The sequence below is a fragment of the Schaalia sp. ZJ405 genome (genome assembly GCF_011038885.2).
Lineage (GTDB): Bacteria > Actinomycetota > Actinomycetes > Actinomycetales > Actinomycetaceae > Pauljensenia.
Map to the genome: position 1 here is coordinate 527,999 of NZ_CP064952.1, position 17,267 is coordinate 545,265.

Below are 17,267 nucleotides of genomic sequence, written 5' to 3' on the forward strand. Positions count from 1 at the left end.
GGTTTTTCCGTACGTGTGCCTGCTAGCGTGGGTGCCATGACAGATTGAACGAAAGGTTACATGTGATTCACTCTGTACGTGTCATGCGTTTGTCCTCCGCCGCCCTCGCCCTGTGTGTTGCGGGTGGTCTTGCGGCGTGCTCGCCCTCGACGGGAGACTCAGCCGTTGCCCAAGAATCGACGGTCTGCGTAGCCGTGCCCTCGGGTGAGGAAACATCGGCGTTGGTCGCAGCTCTTGAAAGGGCTGCGGTGGATTCGGGTGCGAAGTTCTCCAGTGTCTCGGGTGAGGGTGTTGTGGACTCGCTCGTGACCAAGGGCTGCACTCTGGTTGTCGCGGATTCCGTGTTTGCTGAGAGTGTGTCCGCGGCGGCGCGCGAGAATACCTCGGTGAACTTTGCCCTGTTAGGCGGTCATTTCATTGACGAGGACGGGGCTGAGGAAACTCCGGCGAATGGCACCATCATCGATATTCGTCTTGGAGAAGCCGCCTACCTTGCGGGCTACGCCTCGGCTGGGATGACGACAACGGGCAACCTGGCGACTGTTGGTTCGTCAGATAGCGTGATGGCGCGCGCAGCGATGGATGGTTTCGCCCAGGGTGTCGATGCGTACAACGTTGCGTTTGGCACGTCGATTTCTGTTGAGAATTGGAATTTCGCTACGCGAACAGGTTCCATCGTTGAATCGGCAGAGGCTGCGTCAGAAATAGTGAAGAAGAACCTGGCCGCAGGTGTGGATATCGTCATGCCCGTTGGTGTTGAAGCCACCAGCGGTGCCGTCGATGCCATCAAGACTGCGAAGAACCCTGCGTCGCGACTTGTGTGGACGAACATCCAATCCACCGATCTTGAGTCTTCTCAGCCGCAGTCGGGTGCTCAATTGGAGCCAATGTCAGGCAGTAACGCTCAATCTGGGAGTTCTGGCACCGAAGCGCAGACATCGGCTCCTCAGTCGGGCATGTCCGATGCTCAGGGGAACATGGATTCAGCTCAGAGCGGCGGCGTAGTTGCGGCGGCTCATCAGCTCGAGCCCGAGATTTCTCAGTCTGCGCGTGATGAACTCGGTGTCCCCGTTCTCACGGGCGTGTACGTCGATTACGAAGGAATATTTGCCGACGTCATCGACGATGCCCTGGCCGGCGCACTGTCAACGAAGCCGTACGTCGCAGCGATGTCTAACGGTCGTGTGACACTGGCAAGTTTCGGTCCCTTTGCTCAGCTGCGGTCTGAGGAGATGAAGGAGCGTCTCACCGAACTCAGGAGGGCGTTGTTGTCCACCGAGCTGCAAGTGCAAGCCCCCTGGGAACACGACGAAGGCGTGTCGGCAGGTCATCGTTAGGAACATCGGGGGAGTGGTTCAGGGCTTTGAGCATGACACTGCTCAAAGCCACTAGCATGGTGCGAAGCAAGCGCCCCGTCGACGCCACGAGAGGAATACATGTCCACTCAATCATCTTCACCTTCGTCAACACCACGCTCAACCTATCAGCGTGGTCCTGTGATCCTGCGCGGACGTGAAATTCCACAAGAAACAACCGACGCTAACCTCCTGCGTCCACAGCAGTCCTCGGACTGGCTCCACGAGGATCCGTGGCGAGTACTGAGAATCCTTTCGGAATTCGTTGAAGGATTTGGGGCGCTCGCTGAACTTGGTCCCGCGATCTCCGTCTTCGGTTCCGCCCGCACACCCCAGGACGCTTCCGAATGGCAGATGGCTCACGCAATCGGTGGAGAACTAGCCAAGCGCGGATACGCGGTGGTCACGGGCGGAGGACCCGGCGCAATGGCTGCGGCAAACAAAGGTGCCTGGGATGCGGGTGGAACTTCTGTTGGCCTGGGGATTGAGCTTCCCCATGAGCAATCACTCAACGAATGGGTGAACGTCGGAATTAACTTCCGGTATTTCTTCGCCCGTAAAACGATGTTCGTCAAATACTCATCCGGTTTCATCGTGATGCCGGGTGGTTTCGGAACGATGGATGAACTCTTCGAAGCGCTGACCCTGGTTCAGACACAGAAGATCGGATCTTTCCCCATCGTCCTCGTGGGCACCTCGTATTGGAGCGGACTCATTGAGTGGATCCGAGACCAGATGCTTGGGCACGCAAACATTTCCGCACCGGACATCGACCTCATCCACGTGGTTGACGACCCCGTCGAAGCAGTGGACCTTGTTGTCAATGCCTAGGTGACGTCCGTAGCCTCCGTGAGGGGTGCGTGGAAGTCGTCAACGTTTTCTCGGCCATTTTTGCTATTTCCGGGTAAAATGGGTGTGTCCACAATGGTGCGAATCGCGCCTGCACCAAGCACAAGAGGAGTGCACACATGGCAGCAATGAAGCCGAGGACCGGTGATGGTCCTCTCGAGGCGACAAAGGAAGGGCGCGGAATCGTCATGCGCATCCCAAGCGAGGGCGGCGGCCGTCTGGTCATCGAACTCAACCCGGATGAAGCCAAAGACCTTGCCGAAGCCCTCAGCTCGGCAGTCTGAGCATTCGTTAATCAACAACGCGTGAACCCTCGAATCACCTGATTCGAGGGTTCACGCGTCCCTTAAAGCCACGAGTCGATAATCGCTGATTGACAGCGAAGACACGCTAGATCATGTCAAGAGCCCGATCAATGGGCACATCCCCATCTGCCATCGTGATGACGCGACGGTAGGTGTTCGAGCGCTGAAGAACCCCGGCAAGGACCCGCGCAACATTTCCAATAGAGTTGGGCTGAGAATGGTCAACATGTGTCGTGATCATTCCCGTCGGGTGCTCGTCCTCGACAAGATTCCCGGGCTGAACAATTGTGTAGGCGAGCTCCGTGTTGTGCATGAGCCACTGGTCGGCAAAGAATTTCGCGATGTTGTAGTTCATGATGCCCGCAAGTGCGGGATCGTCCCACTTTTCTGGCCTATCGGCGAACACTGATGAAAGAAGGATGAAGCGCTCGATTCCTGCGCGCTCAGATGCCTGCATGAGCTTCACGGCGCCGAAAGCATCTGTGCGGAGAAGATCTTTTCCTCGTGAACCCGCGGTGAAATAGACAGCATCAATACCGTCAAGCATCGTGGTCATGTCGTCAAGAGGCCATGAGACATCGAATGTCACGGCTTCGACATGTGGAGTAACGGCGAGGCTCTCAGGGTGACGTGAAGCGGCAACCACCTCGTGACCCGCTAAATGAAGTTCATGGACAAGCTGGGTTCCGACTCTGCCGCTTGCGCCCGCAACAAAAACCTTCATCGTTGGTTGTCCTTTCGTCCTCGGCAATGGAACACACCACTGAGAATAGACCGAGGGTGTCACCTGAGGCGATGGGAGACCATTCACTCCCGAGGAGAGCAGGAGAACCAGGTTTCCCGGCGAGTTTAGCGCTTAATGGCCACCGCTATTCCGTCGCTGACAGGCAAGAGAGCCGTGACAAACTCCTCCGACTCTCGCAGGTAGTGAAGAACTTCGCGAGCGACCACGGTCTGAGCATCCCGGCGAGCAGGATCGGCAACCTGGTCATGCCACAACGCGTGGACGAAGACAATGACCCCGCCGGGACGCAGAACACGCACCGCATGATCGAGATATTCGGGGGTCTCTTGAATATCGGCATCCAACACCATCATGTCGTAGCCGCGAGCAGCCATCCGTGGGAGAACATCCAAAGCCCGTCCAGAAATCAGACGAGTACGCTGCGACGACACTCCCGCAGCGGTGAAAGCACGGCGCGCATGCTTGTGAAATTCCACGTCCGAGTCGATTGATGTGAGCACTCCGTCGGGAGCCATCCCATCAAGAATCCACAGGCCGGAAACCCCGGCTCCCGTGCCAACTTCAAGAACAGCACGCGCACCGGATACCGCAGCAATCATGCGCAACGTCGATCCGATGCTGGCACTGACTGGCTGTGCACCAAGTTCGGTGGCATTGTCCCGAGCTTGGCGCACAGTCGGTGACTCGGTGATGAAATCCTCGGTGTACACCCATGCTTGAGCCATGTCCGACATGGTGCCCGCCTTTCCGCTGCGTTGATGTGTCCTGAGCCGATCCACTTCCCACACTCTATCGTTCAACAGCGAGGATACCTGGTATTGATCTCAGTGATGGACGGGAGAGACCCCCAGAGGCCGCCCTGCCAGGCCACGCTCATAGGTGCCGAGCGCGGATGCCAACTCGTGGAGTGCCTGAGCAGCAGGACCCGAAGCTGAAGCAACAGGACGCCCTGAATCCCCGCCCTCGCGCAGAGCAATGTCGAGGGGAATCTGACCAAGAAGAGGAACGGAGTAGCCAAGCTGAGCGGTCAGGCGTGCCGACACTGACTGACCGCCGCCCGCTCCGAAAATCTCCAGACGAGACCCGTCGGGCTGGGTGAGATACGACATGTTCTCCACGACGCCGATGACTTTCTGATTGGTGTCACCCGCAATTGACCCGGCACGTTCGGCAACTTCGGCGGCGGCAACCTGTGGCGTCGTCACAACAAGGATTTCCGAGGTCGGAAGCAGCTGAGCGATCGAAATAGCAACGTCACCGGTGCCCGGAGGCATATCGATGAGAAGAACGTCGAGATCCCCCCAGAACACGTCAGCGAGGAACTGTTGAAGGGCCCGGTGAAGCATGGGGCCACGCCAAATCACGGGCTGACCCTCGGGAACAAACATTCCGATGGACATGACCTTGACGCCCGAAACTCCCACTGGCGGAATAATCATCCCGTCAATGACCTGCGGATCGTGATCGACTCCCATCATGCGGGGAATCGAGAACCCGTAGATATCGGCGTCCATGATGCCGACTTTGAGGCCGCTATTTGCCATTGCGGTTGCAAGATTCGCGGTCATTGATGATTTTCCGACACCGCCCTTACCCGAGGTCACCGCGATCACACGGGTGAGGGAATCTGGTCGTGCAAAGGGAATCTCCCGCTCAGGACGTCCACCGTTGAGCTTCTCACGCAGAGCTTTCTTCTGCTCATCGTCCATGACTCCCATGTTCACAGTCACTGAGTCAACGCCCTGAAGTTCTCCAACCCTGGCGGTGACATCCTCACTGATCTGCGTGCGCAGCGGACAGCCGGCAGTCGTCAACAGCACCGTGATCGTGACCTGACCGCCGTCAATGGTGATGAGGTCCGGGGTGACCATGTTGAGGTCGGTAATCGGACGGTGAATTTCGGGGTCAATGACGCCCGCGAGGGCTTCCATGACCTTTTCGGTGGTAACAGACATGCCATCATTCTACGTGTCGGCGTATCCGTGCTTCCAGGTGGAGGTTAGACGCTCAGGCGTCGCGAGGACGTGCGCACATGGGTGCTGGCGAATGTTGCGACTGACGCAGGGGTCTTAGAAAGTTTGAGGATCCTCATTGACGTGCGGGGAACGACTCAGCGCAGCAGCGTCAGCTTTCTTCTGGTTCGATTCGATTTCCTCGCGAAGTTCCTCCAAGACGTCACGCAGCTCCGAACGAACGAAGTCACGCGTGGCAACGTCCTGCAAAGCCAGACGCAAACCGGCGATCTCCCGCGTGAGATATTCCGTGTCCGTGAGATTGCGTTCAGCGCGTTGGCGGTCCTGCTGAGCTTGAACGCGGTCGCGGTCGTCTTGACGGTTTTGAGCAAGAAGGATCAGCGGCGCAGAATACGACGCTTGAAGAGACAGCATGAGTGTGAGTGCAGTGAACCCGAGCTGAGCGGAATCAAATTGCCAGGCATCGGGAGCGAGGGTGTTCCACGCGATCCACGCGATGACGAAAACAGTGAGATAAACAAGGAACTGAGGCGTACCAGAGAACCGAGCAATATTTTCGGCTCCCCGCCCCATCTTCTCTGACTCAAAGTTAATGCGTGGAAGACGAAACTTACGATCCGCTGGGGTGTCAAGACGATCAGCCATCAATGCTCCTTGCCATCAGTCGGTCGGTTTCTTCATCATCAAAATCACGCCAGTCCGTTGGGAGTAGCTCATCCAAAACGTCGTCAACGGACACGGCACCGAGGAGATGCCCGTCATCGTCAACAACCGGCAACGCAGTGAGGTTATACGTCGCCAGAAGTCGAGTGACCGTTGCGACGTGAGCCTGCGGCGGCACAGCCTCAATGTCAGAATCCGTGATCGTTCCCAGCAGAGTCTGTGGCGGCTCACGCAGGGCGCGCTGAATATGAACCATCCCCAGGTAGGGGCCCGTTGGTGTTTCCTCCGGTGGTCGAACAATGTAGGCGATTGTTGCCAGTGACGCGGGAATGTCCTCGCGGCGAACCGCCGCAAGCATCTGAGCGATCGTCGCGTTCGGCCCGAGAATCACCGGTTCCGTTGTCATGAGCGAACCCGCGGTGGATTCCTCGTAGGTCAGTAGCCGCCGCACGTCCTCTGCCTCGTCCGGCTCCATGAGCGCGAGCAGTGTCTGCGCCTGTGAATCCGGAAGTTCAGAAATCAAGTCAGCTGCGTCATCGGGTTGCATGACGTCAAGAACATCCGCCGCTCGCGTGGATTCCAAACCCGAAAGAATGGACACGCGGTCGTCCTCGCCAAGCTCCTCGAGGACGTCGGCGAGGCGAGAATCCTGAAGCTGCTGGGCAACAGCCAACTGACGATCACTGGGCAGAGTGTGGATGAAGTCCGCAAGGTCTGCCGGACGCATATCCTCCGTGTGCTCAACCAGTGCGGTTGCGGCCTGGTTGGAATCTGTTTTCAGTAGGCCCGTGACGTCACGCGAATTGACCGTGAGGGTTTCGCCGCGACGAGAAAAGCCGAGAGTGGATTCCTTCTGGCGCTGAACGTGGAGCTTTGAGATCACCCAGTCCTTGGGGCGGCGCCTTTCCATCGCAACATCGAGGATTTTCACCGACCCAGTTCCGTCGTTGAGAGTGACGATTCGGTCGAAAAGTTCGGCGAGGACGAGGGTCTCGGATGGACGCTGCGTAAAGGAACGGATGTTGAGCAACCCGGTGGTGATCACCGACCCCGGTTCAATGGACGTCACCCGAGTCATCGGGAGGAACACGCGTTTTCGCGGCCCGACCTCAACGACGAAGCCAATGACATTCGCCGAGGTCTTAATGCGGAACGTCACGACAACGTCGTGAACTTTACCGACGCGATCTCCCAGCGGGTCGAAAACGGATGTTCCGGCGAGTTTGCCGATATATACGCGTTTGCCCGGGGTCCCAAGTTCCATTTCTACAGTGCTCACAGGGCCCAGCCTAAGCGCTGGCCATGATGTTCGGGTGACGAAGTGTGAAGAAACTTTGCCATTCTCACACAGAAAACCTCCAGGGTTTTACGGGACAATAGGTACAGCGCATCGCGATACGCGTCGAACTGCTCAAACGAACACGGTCGGCCTCGGCCCATCCAGGAGGAATCCAATGGCTCAGAACTCTCGGGGAGGCGCCCCGTGGACTCCAACGATGCCTTCAGGCACCGAAGTGGCGTCCTACAAGACCTATGCGGAAGCGCAGGGCGGTGTTGACTTTCTGTCGGACCAGATGTTTGACGTCAAGTCCATCACCATCGTGGGAACTGACTTGCACATGGTTGAACGGGTGACCGGGCGTTTGACGATGGCTCGTTCCGCTTTGTCGGGAGCAACAACGGGTGTGCTGTGGGGTGCGCTCATGGGAATGATGGTGTCCTTCTCAACGCAGAGCACCGGCGCTAGCCTGTGGATCCTCATCGGAATGTTGGGTGGAGCCCTCGTGGGAACGCTGATGTCTGCCATCGGCTATGCGATGTCCGGTGGCCGTCGAGACTTCACCTCCCACTCGCAGGTTGTTGCCTCCCGTTACGCGGTCCTCGCCTCAGCTGAGATTGACAAGGCTTTCGAGCTTCTGCAAAAGACTCCCGGTAACATGATGCGCCCCAAGCGTGCGCCACGTCCCCAGCGTTCGGGACCCACGGAGTACGGGTCCCGGCTCGATGAGAAACCGCGTTTCGGTGTTCGCAAGTCCGCTCAGTCATCCACTGACGAGGATCAGTCTGCTCAGCCGTCCTCGGCTGAGGAAGAGTCGTCCTCGCACGAATCCTCGGTTGCCTCTGAGGTTTCGTCCACTGAGCCAGCGAAACCGGAAACCAACTGAGATATCAGGTGGATGCGCCTTGTGCGCTCCCGGTGAGCAATTGTGCGCTCCCGGTGAGCAATTGCGCAGTAGGCGACTTCCTTGGTTGGCAACCTATTTGGTTGACGACTGCACGTCCTCGATCCATGCTTCAACGTCGGCAATCGTCCGGGGAATGTCTTCGGAGATTCGCGTGACAGACCCGTCGGCGTTGACAACGACGTCGTCTTCGATGCGCACACCAATCCCACGGAACTCCTCGGGAACCGCAAGGTCATCGCTGCGGAAATAGAGACCGGGCTCAATCGTGAACGCCATTCCCGGTTCAAGGAGCGCATCCTGGTACATTTCGCGGCGTGCTTGAGCACAGTCATGAACGTCCAGGCCCAAGTGGTGGCTGGTTCCGTGAGGCATCCACCGGCGATGCTGCATCCCCTCAGGGCTCAGCGCCTCCTCGGGGCTGACAGGAAGAATTCCCCAGTCACTTAAACGATGGGCGAGCACGGTGGTTGCTGCGTCATGGATATCCCTGAAACGAACGCCCGGTTCATTTGCCCGGGCAAGAGCTGCTTCGCATGCGTCAAGGACAGCCTGGTAGATCTTGGCCTGAATGGGGGAGAAACGGCCATTCACAGGCAAAGTTCGGGTGATGTCCGCGGTGTAGAGCGAGTCCACTTCGATTCCAGCATCAACGAGGACGAGGTCGCCCTCGTTCACAGGTCCGTCATTGTCGATCCAGTGAAGGGTGTTCGCATGGTTGCCGGACGCGGCAATGGTGTCATAGCCGAGGCCGTTGCCCTCTTCGCGTGCGACAGCTCCGAATGCTCCTTCGATGACACGTTCGCCGCGACGATGCTGGATGGCTCGGGGCAGACAGCGGATGATGTCGGTGAAGCCCCGGTGAGTGGCGTCAACGGCTCGGCGAAGCTCATCAAGTTCGTACCGGTCTTTAATGAGGCGAATCTCGGAGAGGTGTGCCTCTAATGCGTGGTCGTCATCTTGAGCATCGGCGCCGCTGGGAAGTCCGGCCTGCTGGCGAACCTCATTGACGAGTGCCTCGACCTGAGAATCGACGTCGCGAACGATGCGTAAGCCAACGGTTCCCGCATCCTTAGCTAGGGCATCTCGGAGAGTGTCAATATGTTCGCAGCGCAGTCCGGTTGCAACGGCGACCTCGTCAAGTGAGGGACGAGCACCCACCCAGAATTCGCCGTAACGGGAGTCGCTGTAGAACTCTTCTGAGGAACGTGATGCGCGCGGCTTGAAATAGAGGACGGCTTCGTGTGTTCCATCCTCTGTGGGTTCGAGGACGATCACGGCGTCAGGTTCTTTTTCTGCGCCAAGGCCCGAGAGGTAGGCGAAAGCAGAGTGCGCCCGGAAACGGTAATCCGTGTCGTTGGAACGGACCTTGTAGGTGCCTGCGGGGATGACGAGGCGGTCGTGACCAAAGGGCGCTCCAGCCTTTGTTGCGCGCTGCGGAAGGAAATCTGCAACAGCTTCCCTCCGAGGTGTGGGAATGTGACGCTCACCCCAATGTGATCCCATGAAGTCACGGAAAGCCTGAGATTCTGGGCGGCGTGAACGTGACTGTCCTCGTTGAGCGAGGGTGTCGGGGGAAGTCGCGGATGCGCTGTCCGAGGTATTCGCTGAGGAAGAGTCTGCGGAAACAGGGGTGTGATCAGTCATGTGTCCTATCTTCTCACTGTCAGCGGCATCAGTCTGGTCGAATTCATATACCCTCTGTTTATGCTCCTCATTGACCCGCATACTCACTCAGCTGTTTCGGATGGCACGGACGCTCCCGATCAGTTGCTCCACCTGGGAGCCAAGGCGGGTTTAACGATGCTGGGTTTAACGGATCACGACACTTTCGCCGGATGGGACGAGGCCGAGTCCGCCGTTGCCTCGTCAGGGGTCTCACTCATCCGCGGTGTGGAGATTTCATGTGCGACCCAGGGGATCACGGTGCATCTTTTGGGTTATCTTCCCGACCCAACACATGCGGAGCTTGTGTCGGTTCTTGACCGGACGCGTCTGTCGCGGGAAACCCGTGCGCGCAACATCGTTGAGCGCCTCAGCGCTGACTTCCCCGTGACGTGGTCCGATGTTCTTCGCTGGGCTCCCGAGGATGGTCCCATCGGTCGCCCCCACATCGCGGATGCCCTGATCGAGGCGGGTGTATGTCAAGATCGGTCGGAGGTTTTTGCCACGCTCCTTCGCACGTCCAGCCCCTACTACGTTCGCCACTGGGCACCCGACGCAGTTGACGCAGTGGCCTTGGTGCGTCGTGCAGGAGGAGTTCCCGTGCTCGCTCACCCATTGGCGAGGACGCGTCAGCGATTCCTCCCCCCTGAATCGGCGATCGACGACATGGCTGAGGCAGGGCTCTTTGGGATCGAGTGCGAGCACCGCGATCACAGCGTCGAGGACCGACACCGCGCCCGCGACATCGCCAAGCGACTGGGTTTGAGAGTTTTTGGTTCCTCGGACTACCACGGAACGGGCAAGCCGAACCGTTTGGGTGAGAACGTCACCGATCCGCGTGTCATTGCTGAGCTTGAGGAACAAGGCACCGTGGAGGTGATTCGTCCATGAACATCGACGTTTTCTTTGACGCAGCGATGTTTGCCACAACATTCACAACGCTCATCGTCATCCTCGATCCACCGGGAACAATCCCTGTTTTTCTCGGACTGACCGCGCGCCTGAATCGTGCAGAGCAACGCCGGGCCGCGCTTCAGGCCACGGCCGTGTCGATCAGCGTAATCCTCATCTTCGCCGTTCTTGGACAGCAAATTCTCCATCTTCTCCAAATCTCAATGGAAGCTCTCCAGCTGTCAGGCGGGGTCCTCCTCTTCCTCGTGGCGATGGAATTGCTCATGGGGCAGGACTCCGGGGAGCCCGACACCGGCGATGCTCGCGTCAACGTTGCTCTTGTCCCGCTGGGCACGCCCCTGCTTGCCGGACCTGGGTCAATCGTTGCCGTCATGGTGTCGGTCGCTCAGGCGCGCTCCTCGCTTGCGGGCTGGGTGGCTGTCATCGTCGCGGTTGTCATCGCGCACATCGTCATGTGGGCGGCGATGCGTTTTTCGTTAGAGTTATCACGTTTCTTAGGTCCCGGCGGCATTATGCTCCTGACGAAGATCTCCGGTCTTCTTCTGGCGGCGATTGCAACGCAACTGGTCATGACAGCGGTTTTCATCTTCATCAAGTCTGCGCATTTCTAGGCCGAAGTGGCACGCAACCCGATGGGCGCGGGTTCACAGGGAACGTTAAGCGCACATAGGGGCTATTTGGGTTACTCTGTCTCCCGGTAGGTCTGAACAGACGGTACTTCCTCGTTCGTCAGGAACGAGGGGGGCGAGTCACAGCAGCTGCCGCGAGGATGTTCGCTGATTCCGAAGAGGAGATCACCACATGACCCTGTCCAAGAGTTTCCCTTCACAGGTCCGCGCCAACTCTGGACGGCCTGTCTTAGAGTCAACTCCGATGGAGGTGTGGCAGGGGCTTTCCGCGTCGATCGTTGACCACATCGCGTCCGACTGGGCAGCCACGGCAAAGAAATACGCACAGGGACGTCAGGAACACTATTTTTCGGCGGAGTTCCTCATGGGACGTGCGCTCCTCAACAACCTCTCCAACCTCGGCCTCGTGGATCACGCCCGGGACATTCTTTCCAACTACGGACTGGACCTGAGCGTCATCCTTGAGGAAGAACCGGACGCCGCTTTAGGTAACGGCGGTTTGGGACGCCTGGCAGCCTGTTTCCTCGACTCATGCGCGACTCTGGATCTGCCGGTCACCGGCTACGGGATTCTCTACCGGTACGGCCTCTTCAAGCAGCTTTTTGACAACGGTTTCCAAACGGAACACCCGGATCCGTGGATGGAAGAGGGCTACCCCTTCGTCATCCGCCGCGAAGAGCTGTCCCGAATCGTTGAATACGCGGACCTCAGCGTCCGCGCGGTCCCCTACGACATGCCGATCACCGGTTATGGCACCCCGAACGTGGGGACCTTGCGTTTGTGGCGTGCGGAGCCAATCGAAGAGTTCGACTACGACGCCTTTAACTCCCAGCGTTTCACCGACGCGATCGTGGACCGCGAGCGGACAAACGATATTTCCCGCGTGCTTTACCCGAACGACACCACATACGAGGGCAAGGTCCTGCGGGTGCGTCAGCAGTATTTCTTCTGTTCAGCTTCCCTCCAGTCAATCCTCGATAACTACGTTGAGCAGCACGGCAAGGACCTGCACGGCTTCGCGAAGTACAACGCGATCCAGCTCAACGACACGCACCCGGTTTTGGCAATCCCCGAACTCATGCGCCTCCTGATGGATGAGCACGGCATGGGTTGGGAGGACGCCTGGGAGGAGGTGTCACAGACTTTCGCCTACACGAACCACACGGTTCTCGCCGAAGCCCTGGAAACATGGGACATGGGGATCTTCGATCGGATCTTCCCGCGCATCGCCGAAATTGTTCGTGAGATTGACCGACGTTTCCGCGTGGACATGAGTGAACGCGGCCTCGATCACGCCACTATTGACTACATGGCTCCGGTATCGGGCAACACGGTCCGCATGGCGTGGATTGCCTGCTACGCGTCGTATTCGATCAATGGTGTTGCTGCTCTCCACACGGAGATCATTAAGCGTGAAACCCTGAAGGAATGGCACGCGATCTGGCCCGAGCGCTTCAATAACAAGACGAACGGCGTGACTCCGCGCCGCTGGCTCAAGCAGTGTAACCCGCGTTTAGCTGACCTGTTAGATGAGGTCACCGGGTCGGATGAGTGGGTCACGGACCTGTCGGTTCTTGGTCGTTTCACAGACGCTGCCAATGACGAGGTGCTTGAGCGTTTGGCGCAGATCAAGTACGAAAACAAAGTTGATTTTGTTCGCTGGGTGCGCGAACGCGAAGGCATCGACATTGACCCAACGGCAATTTTCGATGTTCAGATCAAGCGTCTCCACGAGTACAAGCGGCAGCTGCTCAACGCGTTCTACATTCTTGACCTGTATTTCCGTCTGAAGGAAAACCCGCAGCTTGATCTTCCCAAGCGCGTCTTTATTTTCGGCGCGAAGGCCGCTCCCGGGTACATCCGGGCCAAAGCGATCATCAAGCTCATCAACGCGATCGCCGATGTGGTCAACAACGATGAGGACATTAACGGTCGCATCAAAGTTGTGTTTGTGCACAACTACAACGTGTCGCCTGCCGAGCACATTATTCCCGCCGCCGATGTTTCAGAGCAGATTTCCACTGCCGGCAAGGAGGCGTCGGGCACGTCGAACATGAAGTTCATGATGAACGGTGCTTTGACGCTGGGCACATTGGACGGCGCAAATGTCGAGATTCTCGATGCCGTTGGTCCGCAGAATGCGTACATTTTCGGTGCCACTGAGGATGAGCTTCCCGAGCTGCGTCGTCACTACGATCCGCGCTGGCACTACGAGAATGTTCCCGGTCTGCGTCGTGTCATTGACGCGCTGACCGACGGGACCCTCAGCGACAACGGTTCAGGGTGGTTCCACGATCTTCGGGGTTCACTCATGGAGTTCGGCTATGAGCCCGCCGACGTCTATTACGTTCTTGGCGACTTCGCTGACTACCGTGAGACGAAGGACCGGATGGCCGCTGACTACGCTGATACGAGGGCGTGGGCTGCGAAGGCGTGGGTGAATATCACGCAGTCGGGGCGTTTCTCTTCAGACCGGACGATTCGTGACTACGCGACTGAGGTGTGGAAGATTCAGCCGTCACCGATCGCTTAAGACATCAGGCATCGTCGTCCTCGTTTCAGGGGACGAGGACGAGGTGTGGGCCCGGATGCTGCGACTGAACTGCTCCCCATTGGTTGGACTGAGAAATCAGTTTTGGCTAGTGGGGGGTAGTTTTTTGAGAGCACGAAGTTCTCTGGGTCGGTTGCAGCGTGAACAGCTTGTTGAGTTGTTTGAGCAGGGTGTGGGTTACACCGCAGCAGCTCATTGGTTGGGAGTTGGTTTGTATCCGGTTAGGAAGCTTGAGCGTAGGTTTAAGCTTCATGGCAGGCTATGTCTTGTGGAGAAACCAACCAGGCAACAGTATTCCTTCGAGGTGAAGAAGGAAGTTGTTGAGCGTTTTCTAGCTGGTGAGACGAAAATGAATCTCGCGCGTGAGTTCGGACTGTCATCTGCTCAAATCATCCAGAGGTGGGTTCGCGCCTGGCGTGAAGGTGGTGACGATGCGCTTCGCCCCAAGCCGAAAGGCCGTCCGAAAGGATCTGCCAGGCCGAAGGTAGTCACTACAGAAGACAAGCTTCACCGTGAAGTGGAACGGCTACGGGCTGAAAATGCGTATCTAAAAAAATTGCGGGACTTGAGGAACCAAAGGCGCGGCTGAAGACGCAAGTTGTTGCCATCCTCAAGTCAGACCACTCGCTCAACGATCTTCTACAAGCTGCGGGCCTTGCCCGGTCGACGTACTTTTACCATCAGGCACGACTTGACCGGCCCGATCCACATGCCAAGCTTAAGAAGACCATTATGTTGATCTTTGAGAAGATGAAGCGCCGTTATGGCTACCGTCGGGTGCTGAGCGAACTGCGTAACCAAGGGTGGAAGGTCAATCACAAGCTGGTCTACAAACTCATGGATCAGATGGGACTGAAATCCAAGGTTCGCCCACGCAAGAAGTACAACTCCTTCAAAGGCCAGACCAGCCACATCGCCGAGAATCTCTTGAACCGTAACTTCATGCCCGATAAACCCAACACTGTCTGGGCCAGCGATGTCACCGAGTTTCGTGTCTGTGGCACCAAGGTCTATCTCTCACCGGTCATGGACTTATACGACCGCAGTATCCTGGCGCACGAGTTGTCTACCTCGCCGTCCACTAAGTTCACCTCAACATCGTTGAAGAATGCGATTGCTTGGCACCAACCTGGTGAAGGATTGATGGTACATACCGATCAGGGCTTCCAGTACCAGCATTCAAGCTGGCGTCAACTGATTCACTCTATCGATGGCACACAGTCGATGTCGCGCAAGGGCAATTGTTATGACAATGCGACCATAGAAAATTTCTTCGGGCATCTGAAGACCGAGATGTATCACGGCGAGCACTTCGCCAGTGTCGACGAATTTTGCCAGGCCGTTGATGACTACATCTTGTGGTACAACAACGACCGACTCCAACAACGATTTAAGGGTCTGACCCCGATGCAATACCGGAATCAGACCCTTAAAGCCCCAACCCCCTAGAATAAAACCAGTCCAACTTTCGGGGGCTAGTTCAGACGCATCCGGGCCCACACACATGAGTTGTTAATCTTCCTCGTCTTCGATCCGCAGTCGGGGGACGGATGTTTTTTCGGGGTTGACACCTGTCATCGGTGCGTAGAATTCGCGAATAACATCCATATCGCGGCGAACATCTCCGGTGAGCGTATATGTTCCTGCCCAGCCGAAGGTTTTCGTCACGGAGTCAACGAAGCCGAATTGGATGGGAACATCGGCCTGCATCGCCATCCGGTAGAAGCCGGATTTCCAGTATTCGCGTGGGCTGCGAGTTCCTTTCGGTGTCATGCACAGAATGAAACTGTCGGAGGTATTAAAGCGTTCTGTGATGGTCTGGACGATGCCGTGTGACCGTGAGCGCTCAACGGGAATTCCACCGATGGAGCGAATAAATCGTCCGAGGATCGGCGCATTGGCGAGAGAGTCTTTGACGAGGAACTGGAAGTTCTTATTCTGGCTCCACAGTGAAACAGCCATGAAAATGCCGTCCCAATTCGACGTGTGCGGGGCACCGATGATGATGACTTTGTCAGGAAGAGGTTGAGTCGACACCGACCACCGCGAACACGCGATGTACAGGTCAGCGAGGCGTTTTTTCAGGCCCATGTATTCCCCCTCGTGCGGGCGTCAGTCATCGGTGATGGGACGTTGCACTCATGGGGCAACGAATTCCAAACCCCCACTTTACGATGTGTGAGCGCGGTGTTGCCTCGCAGGTCATCAAATGATCAGCTTAGTTGAGCATCTCCACACGAACTGTGAGATCCATGACGTGGCTTTCACCGGGTTGGAGGGTCAGGGCGTTCTCCCCGACATTCCCAGCGTCAATGCAAATGAATTGCATCCAATCGGAATCATTGAGGTCATCGATTACGGCAGCACCGTCACGCCACGGGTTCCACACAATCGTCGAATTGGATCCGTGTTTTTCAATGATGATTCGTCGCAGCCACCTGGGGTCTGTCAGCATCAGCGTGTGCGCGGAAGAATAAACCGAGTTCGTTGTGCGCACCAGGGCGAGTTCCTCAAATTGTGTGCGCCACTTTTGTCCGCGTGCTTTGTCAAAGAAGCGTGCTCCGCGCAAGCCGTTAATCGTCACGTCTTTGATGTCGCCGACGGCAACATACATGTGGAGTGATTCCTCGAAGATGAAGGCGTGGTCGTCCTCGTTCGTTATCTCAAGGAACAGGGAAAGAACGTCTTCGGGTACCACATTGAGGCGAGCTGAGAAAGCGTGGGGGAAAATCCCACCGTGGTCCTCTCGGGCGTGTGTGAGCTCCAAGGTCACGTTCACGTCGGTGGATTCGGCCTCGTTAATGCTCCACTGGGCCGTGCGCGCAAATCCGTGATTCGGTGCGTGAGCGGGCGAGGATGAGGAGGTGTCGAGGACGATATCCGCTTGCGTGGTATCCGCTGATCCAAACCAGGGCAAGCACACGGGAATGCCCCCGCGGATCGGTGTGCTTCCATCAAAAACTGCTCGATCAGAGAGCCAGAGCACAGGGCGGTTATCCGCCGCTATCCATTCGAGCGTTGTTGCACCGAATGGCGTGAGCGTCGTGTCATCGCTAATACGGAGAGTCCGGACGGTCTGCATATCATCAAGAATAATCGTTACTGGGGTAATACCGCGAGGAAATGGGATGTCCGTGCGGGAAATGTCTCCAAGTAGTCATTGACAATTCCCGATGATACGCAAATGGATCGTTGCGAATCTCCGAGGACGAGAGGGCGCCTATCAGTGGAATGATCGTGGTCGCAGCGGTGCCAGGTCCCGTGGTGTCGCATCTTAAGGTCGTCTAGCGTTCCAGTTCAGGGACGTCTGTGATCGCAGGACGCCATAACAGCGTGCGGACGTGTTGAACGTCGCAGGAACTGGTCGCGGAGGGTGGGCCGTGAGCCGATATTCTGAAGGAGTATTGCTCGACCGTGGCGCACTGTGAGGCGTCTGT

At 57.3% G+C, this 17,267-nt stretch carries 15 protein-coding genes and 1 pseudogene; 8 read left to right on the plus strand and 8 right to left on the minus strand.

From position 1 onward, the window contains the following. The first annotated feature begins 83 nt into the window (after positions 1–83). From G7Y41_RS02155 to G7Y41_RS02165, 3 genes are all read left to right on the plus strand, one after another. Entirely contained in the window at positions 84–1,337 is a 1,254-nt protein-coding gene (locus tag G7Y41_RS02155; RefSeq protein WP_165316173.1) for a BMP family lipoprotein, read from the plus strand. 99 nt (positions 1,338–1,436) lie between these two features. Next, positions 1,437–2,186: an LOG family protein gene (locus G7Y41_RS02160; RefSeq protein WP_165316172.1), complete on the plus strand. Its 750-nt coding sequence runs from the start codon at positions 1,437–1,439 to the stop codon at positions 2,184–2,186. 137 nt (positions 2,187–2,323) lie between these two features. Then, complete coding sequence (locus G7Y41_RS02165) at positions 2,324–2,488, plus strand: DUF3117 domain-containing protein (RefSeq protein WP_165218830.1); 165 nt, start codon at positions 2,324–2,326, stop codon at positions 2,486–2,488. A 106-nt stretch (positions 2,489–2,594) separates the two neighbouring features. On the opposite strand, the gene G7Y41_RS02170 is transcribed toward G7Y41_RS02165, so the two are convergent. The 5 genes from G7Y41_RS02170 to G7Y41_RS02190 form a co-directional block, all read right to left on the minus strand. After that, positions 2,595–3,233 (minus strand): SDR family oxidoreductase, encoded by a 639-nt coding sequence (locus G7Y41_RS02170; protein ID WP_165316171.1) that lies wholly within the window; start codon positions 3,231–3,233, stop codon positions 2,595–2,597. Positions 3,234–3,358: 125 nt separating this feature from the next. Continuing rightward, the gene (locus tag G7Y41_RS02175; protein ID WP_165218826.1) at positions 3,359–3,988 is read right to left on the minus strand and encodes an O-methyltransferase; all 630 of its coding nucleotides are present in this window, start codon (positions 3,986–3,988) and stop codon (positions 3,359–3,361) included. Positions 3,989–4,078: 90 nt separating this feature from the next. Continuing rightward, positions 4,079–5,209 carry an Mrp/NBP35 family ATP-binding protein gene (locus G7Y41_RS02180; RefSeq protein ID WP_165218824.1) on the minus strand — a complete coding sequence of 377 codons (1,131 nt, stop codon included), beginning with the start codon at positions 5,207–5,209 and terminating at the stop codon, positions 4,079–4,081. Between the two features lie 114 nt (positions 5,210–5,323). After that, positions 5,324–5,872, minus strand: coding sequence for a DUF1003 domain-containing protein (locus G7Y41_RS02185; RefSeq protein ID WP_165218822.1), 549 nt, complete (start codon positions 5,870–5,872; stop codon positions 5,324–5,326). After that, entirely contained in the window at positions 5,865–7,154 is a 1,290-nt protein-coding gene (locus G7Y41_RS02190) for a magnesium transporter MgtE N-terminal domain-containing protein (RefSeq protein WP_165218975.1), read from the minus strand. The genes G7Y41_RS02185 and G7Y41_RS02190 overlap by 8 nt, the downstream gene beginning before the upstream one ends. A 190-nt stretch (positions 7,155–7,344) precedes the next feature. On the opposite strand from G7Y41_RS02190, the gene G7Y41_RS02195 reads away from it, so the two are divergent. Then, positions 7,345–8,055 (plus strand): YflT domain-containing protein, encoded by a 711-nt coding sequence (locus G7Y41_RS02195; protein WP_231367343.1) that lies wholly within the window; start codon positions 7,345–7,347, stop codon positions 8,053–8,055. Between the two features lie 93 nt (positions 8,056–8,148). On the opposite strand, the gene G7Y41_RS02200 is transcribed toward G7Y41_RS02195, so the two are convergent. Next, entirely contained in the window at positions 8,149–9,579 is a 1,431-nt protein-coding gene (locus G7Y41_RS02200) for an aminopeptidase P family protein (protein WP_503632165.1), read from the minus strand. A 201-nt stretch (positions 9,580–9,780) separates the two neighbouring features. On the opposite strand from G7Y41_RS02200, the gene G7Y41_RS02205 reads away from it, so the two are divergent. The 4 genes and pseudogenes from G7Y41_RS02205 (at position 9,781) to G7Y41_RS02220 (ending at position 15,279) form a co-directional block, all read left to right on the plus strand. After that, positions 9,781–10,629, plus strand: a complete 849-nt coding sequence (locus tag G7Y41_RS02205; RefSeq protein WP_165316169.1) for a PHP domain-containing protein — start codon at positions 9,781–9,783, stop codon at positions 10,627–10,629. Next, entirely contained in the window at positions 10,626–11,261 is a 636-nt protein-coding gene (locus G7Y41_RS02210) for a MarC family protein (protein WP_165218816.1), read from the plus strand. The genes G7Y41_RS02205 and G7Y41_RS02210 overlap by 4 nt, the downstream gene beginning before the upstream one ends. 190 nt (positions 11,262–11,451) lie before the next feature. Next, the gene (locus tag G7Y41_RS02215) at positions 11,452–13,812 is read left to right on the plus strand and encodes a glycogen/starch/alpha-glucan phosphorylase (protein WP_165316168.1); all 2,361 of its coding nucleotides are present in this window, start codon (positions 11,452–11,454) and stop codon (positions 13,810–13,812) included. Positions 13,813–13,982: 170 nt separating this feature from the next. Continuing rightward, positions 13,983–15,279, plus strand: a pseudogene (locus tag G7Y41_RS02220) (IS3 family transposase). Between the two features lie 63 nt (positions 15,280–15,342). Here G7Y41_RS02220 and G7Y41_RS02225 read toward each other — a convergent pair. Beyond that, the gene (locus tag G7Y41_RS02225; protein WP_165316440.1) at positions 15,343–15,921 is read right to left on the minus strand and encodes a 1-acyl-sn-glycerol-3-phosphate acyltransferase; all 579 of its coding nucleotides are present in this window, start codon (positions 15,919–15,921) and stop codon (positions 15,343–15,345) included. A 127-nt stretch (positions 15,922–16,048) separates the two neighbouring features. Then, a complete protein-coding gene (locus G7Y41_RS02230) occupies positions 16,049–16,912 on the minus strand; it encodes a D-hexose-6-phosphate mutarotase (RefSeq protein ID WP_165316439.1) in 864 nt (287 codons plus the stop codon). Between the last annotated feature and the right edge of the window lie 355 nt (positions 16,913–17,267).

Coding starts and splice junctions, on each gene's coding strand:
- G7Y41_RS02155 (WP_165316173.1), top strand. CDS start 84: ATGCGTTTGTCCTCCGCCGCCCTCGCCCTGTGTGTTGCGGGTGGTCTT.
- G7Y41_RS02160 (WP_165316172.1), top strand. CDS start 1,437: ATGTCCACTCAATCATCTTCACCTTCGTCAACACCACGCTCAACCTAT.
- G7Y41_RS02165 (WP_165218830.1), top strand. CDS start 2,324: ATGGCAGCAATGAAGCCGAGGACCGGTGATGGTCCTCTCGAGGCGACA.
- G7Y41_RS02170 (WP_165316171.1), bottom strand. CDS start 3,233: ATGAAGGTTTTTGTTGCGGGCGCAAGCGGCAGAGTCGGAACCCAGCTT.
- G7Y41_RS02175 (WP_165218826.1), bottom strand. CDS start 3,988: ATGTCGGACATGGCTCAAGCATGGGTGTACACCGAGGATTTCATCACC.
- G7Y41_RS02180 (WP_165218824.1), bottom strand. CDS start 5,209: ATGTCTGTTACCACCGAAAAGGTCATGGAAGCCCTCGCGGGCGTCATT.
- G7Y41_RS02185 (WP_165218822.1), bottom strand. CDS start 5,872: ATGGCTGATCGTCTTGACACCCCAGCGGATCGTAAGTTTCGTCTTCCA.
- G7Y41_RS02190 (WP_165218975.1), bottom strand. CDS start 7,154: ATGGAACTTGGGACCCCGGGCAAACGCGTATATATCGGCAAACTCGCC.
- G7Y41_RS02195 (WP_231367343.1), top strand. CDS start 7,345: ATGGCTCAGAACTCTCGGGGAGGCGCCCCGTGGACTCCAACGATGCCT.
- G7Y41_RS02200 (WP_503632165.1), bottom strand. CDS start 9,579: ATGGGATCACATTGGGGTGAGCGTCACATTCCCACACCTCGGAGGGAA.
- G7Y41_RS02205 (WP_165316169.1), top strand. CDS start 9,781: ATGCTCCTCATTGACCCGCATACTCACTCAGCTGTTTCGGATGGCACG.
- G7Y41_RS02210 (WP_165218816.1), top strand. CDS start 10,626: ATGAACATCGACGTTTTCTTTGACGCAGCGATGTTTGCCACAACATTC.
- G7Y41_RS02215 (WP_165316168.1), top strand. CDS start 11,452: ATGACCCTGTCCAAGAGTTTCCCTTCACAGGTCCGCGCCAACTCTGGA.
- G7Y41_RS02225 (WP_165316440.1), bottom strand. CDS start 15,921: ATGGGCCTGAAAAAACGCCTCGCTGACCTGTACATCGCGTGTTCGCGG.
- G7Y41_RS02230 (WP_165316439.1), bottom strand. CDS start 16,912: ATGCAGACCGTCCGGACTCTCCGTATTAGCGATGACACGACGCTCACG.